We start from the raw sequence: 3,261 nt of genomic DNA on the forward strand, positions 1-3,261 counted from the left end.
AGACAGCAAAATGTCCTTGTATTTCGGTGATCCTTGGGACAAAAATCCCACATGACGCTGGAAATTGACGAAATCGACCGGAAATTGCTCACTGAGCTGCAACGCGACGGCACGCTGTCGGTCGACCAGCTGTCGGAACGGGTGGCGCTGTCGCGCAATGCCTGCTGGCGCCGAGTGAGGCGGCTGGAAGAGGCTGGTGTCATCACCGGCAGGGTGGCACTGGTCGATGCCGAAAAGCTCGGGCTTGGCCTTTCCGTCTTCATCCTGATCCGCACGTCCAACCACGATCCGGAGTGGCTGCAGAAGTTCCGGGCGGCGGTGACCGGCTTTCCCGAGATCACCGGCGTCTACCGCATGTCCGGCGACCTCGATTATGTCTTGCGCGCCCGCGTCGCCGACGTGAAGGCCTATGACCGGCTCTACCAGCGGCTGATCGCCAAGGTGGCTCTGTCGGATGTGTCCGCTTCCTTCGTGATGGAGGAAATCAAGGAAACGACCGTCGTTCCGATGGAACTGCGGTAGTAGCGCTACGTTCGCGTTTGGCCGAAGCCTCCCCAACTTCGTCATACCAGGGCGGAGCAGCCGCGAAGCGGCGTCGCGGAGACCCTGGTATCCATGCCGTGACCTACCCAAGAGTGCAACGGCGCAGAACTCTGCACCGTCGTGACCCGTTGGAGTCGCGGCATGGATCCTCGGGTCTGCGCCGCGTCGCTACGCTCCTTGCTCGCCCGTGGATGACGAAGCATGGACGTTTTCGCCAATCACCAAGCATGCAATCCTTCAGCGCAACAAATCCATCAAAACTCCTGTGCCCGAAACCAGGTCACAGTGCCGCCCAAAAGAAAGCCGTTGATAGAATTACAGTCGAGTTGACCGAATCGCCGTTCGCGCCGATAGGATCGATTTTATGCGCGCAGCCCTTCAAACTCCCTCCGTCATCGGTCCGACCGTCGGCTTCGTCAGGTTGCCGCATGCTGAAGGACTTCCCCTTCCCGCCTATGAAAGCACTGGTGCCGCCGGCATGGATCTGCGCGCCGCGGTGCCGGACGACCGGCCGCTGCTGATCCTTCCGGGAAAGCGCGCTCTGGTGCCGACCGGGCTGATCCTGGAAATTCCGGAAGGCATGGAGGGCCAGGTGCGGCCGCGCTCCGGACTTGCTTTCAAGCACGGCCTGACCGTCCTCAACACGCCCGGCATCATCGACAGCGATTATCGCGGCGAGGTGAAGGTGCTGCTGATCAATCTCGGCGACGAGGACTTTGCCGTGACGCGCGGCATGCGCATCGCCCAGATCATCTTCGCTGCGGTGGCCCAGGCGACCGTGGAAGAGCGCAGTCTGGCCGGTGGTACGGCGCGTGGCGCGGGCGGGTTCGGATCGACCGGCACCGCCTGATGTCTGAACTGCCTAAGCTTGTCATCTTCGACTGCGACGGGATTCTGGTCGATACAGAGAATTTGGCCAATCGGCGTCTCGCCGAATGGCTGACCGCTGCCGGCTATCCGACAAGCTTCGAATATTGCCGCAAGAATTTCTCCGGCCGCAGCATGGCGTCGGTGCAGAAAGAGATCGAAGAAGAGACCAGCGTCAGGCTCGGCGCCGGTTTCGTCGATCGCTGGAACGCCGGCCTGCCGGACCTGTTTGCCCACGGCGTCGAAGCGATCCCCTACGTCCGCGAGTTCGTCGAAGCCGTGCGTTCAGCCGGTATCGCCTATTGCGTCGCCACCTCGGCCCGGGTGTCGAAGATGCACATCACGCTTGGCCAGACCGGGCTGCTGCCGCTGTTCGAACACGCGATGTTTTCCTCGACCATGGTCAGCCGTGGCAAGCCGTTCCCGGACCTGTTCCTGCATGCGGCCAAGACCATGGGCTTCGCGCCTGCCGACTGCATCGTCATCGAGGACAGCGTCGCCGGCACGCAGGCCGGGATCGCCGCCGGCATGCGGGTGTTTTCCTACCATGCCGATCCCTATTCCGACCGCGCCGGCCTGATCCAGGCCGGCGGCATCCTGTTCGACGACATGCGCGAGCTGGCCGGGCTGGTGCCGATCCACTGACCTGATCTTCAGCCTGCAGCTGTACGCCTCGATTGTCCGTGCTAGCTTGGCACCGCCAACTCGAGGCCACGCATGAACCCCAGCCTGCTCCGCCTCATCCTCGCCTTGATGCTGGCGCCGTTTCTATGGACCGCGGCCGGCGCGCAAGCCATCAGCTTTCCGGAGCTCGGCAGCGCTCTGCCCGGCCGCACGGATGTCACCTATCTCGACCTCGCGAGGATGGTCATTCCGGATCTCGCTGCGGACAAGGACGGCTTCTATAGGGGTGGGTTGCCGATCGAGATGCGTCATATCGAGGGACCGGACGGCGGCGGTTCGCCGCCCGAGACTTCGGGCTTTTCCAATGCCGCGGTGCTCGCCATCAAGGCCGGCGGCAAGGATCGGCTGACCATGCTGTTCGACCTTGGCGATTCTCCCGACAGCGCCGAAGGCTATGCTGTGCTGGCGCTCTACGACATCACGGCCAAGCCGAAGCTGCTCGACGCCGTCAATGTCGCGCTCGACCGCGGCACCTATTTCCGCGAACCGGGCAAGCTTTCCGTCGGCGCCAACGATGACGTCCTCATCACCATGAGCGCGCATTTCAATTCGAGCCAGAACTATGTGATCACGCCGCTGATCATGATCCGCGACGACAAGTTCGAACCGATCGACATGATCTATACGTTCGATGAAAACCTGTGCGCCTACAGCCGCAAGCAGGATGTAGCTTTTCAGGGCATTGCCGATGGTCAGCCTTATGCCGCCATCAAGGTGACCGTGACCGACTCTACTGTGCTGAACGGCGAAAGCTGCGACGACACTCCGCCCAGACCAGAGTCCCACGAGATCTCCGTCACCTATCACTGGGACAAGAAGACATCGCGCTACACCAAGGATTCCGACGCGCTGGACAAATTGGCAGGAGAGAACGCCAATCGCTTCTGAACCAACCGCATTCGTTTGCCCGGTCAAATCGGGCAGGATAAAATCCGCTTAGCCACACCGCACATGATGGGGGAACTACCATGGACAAGGGCAAGATCTTTCGCGACCTGCATGCCTCGACCTTCGTCATGCCCAATCCCTGGGATATTGGCACGACGAAGCTGCTGGCCTCGTTCGGTTTCACGGCGCTGGCGACGACCAGCGCCGGCTTTGCTTTTTCACGCGGCCTGCCGGATGGCGCCGTGACCTTCGACCAGATGATCCACCATTGCCGCGAGG

5 protein-coding genes are annotated in these 3,261 nt (G+C 61.8%); all 5 read left to right on the forward strand.

Annotation, left to right across the window (positions count from 1 at the left end; translation table 11 throughout):
• Positions 1-51: 51 nt before the first annotated feature.
• A complete protein-coding gene (locus tag EN893_RS25400) occupies positions 52-522 on the forward strand; it encodes an Lrp/AsnC family transcriptional regulator (RefSeq protein ID WP_127266627.1) in 471 nt (156 codons plus the stop codon).
• A 385-nt stretch (positions 523-907) separates the two neighbouring features.
• The gene (gene dut / locus EN893_RS25405) at positions 908-1,393 is read left to right on the forward strand and encodes a dUTP diphosphatase (protein ID WP_128361860.1); all 486 of its coding nucleotides are present in this window, start codon (positions 908-910) and stop codon (positions 1,391-1,393) included.
• Positions 1,393-2,055: an HAD family phosphatase gene (locus tag EN893_RS25410; protein WP_127266629.1), complete on the forward strand. Its 663-nt coding sequence runs from the start codon at positions 1,393-1,395 to the stop codon at positions 2,053-2,055. The genes dut and EN893_RS25410 overlap by 1 nt, the downstream gene beginning before the upstream one ends.
• A 72-nt stretch (positions 2,056-2,127) precedes the next feature.
• Positions 2,128-2,982 (forward strand): hypothetical protein, encoded by an 855-nt coding sequence (locus tag EN893_RS25415; protein ID WP_127266630.1) that lies wholly within the window; start codon positions 2,128-2,130, stop codon positions 2,980-2,982.
• Between the two features lie 80 nt (positions 2,983-3,062).
• Positions 3,063-3,261, forward strand: a 199-nt coding sequence (locus EN893_RS25420; protein ID WP_206640174.1) for an isocitrate lyase/phosphoenolpyruvate mutase family protein, incomplete at its 3' end; no start/stop codon positions are given.

The sequence above is a fragment of the Mesorhizobium sp. M7A.F.Ca.CA.004.04.2.1 genome, from assembly GCF_004022825.1.
GTDB lineage: Bacteria > Pseudomonadota > Alphaproteobacteria > Rhizobiales > Rhizobiaceae > Mesorhizobium.

Coding starts and splice junctions, on each gene's coding strand:
- dut (WP_128361860.1), top strand. CDS start 908: ATGCGCGCAGCCCTTCAAACTCCCTCCGTCATCGGTCCGACCGTCGGC.
- EN893_RS25400 (WP_127266627.1), top strand. CDS start 52: ATGACGCTGGAAATTGACGAAATCGACCGGAAATTGCTCACTGAGCTG.
- EN893_RS25410 (WP_127266629.1), top strand. CDS start 1,393: ATGTCTGAACTGCCTAAGCTTGTCATCTTCGACTGCGACGGGATTCTG.
- EN893_RS25415 (WP_127266630.1), top strand. CDS start 2,128: ATGAACCCCAGCCTGCTCCGCCTCATCCTCGCCTTGATGCTGGCGCCG.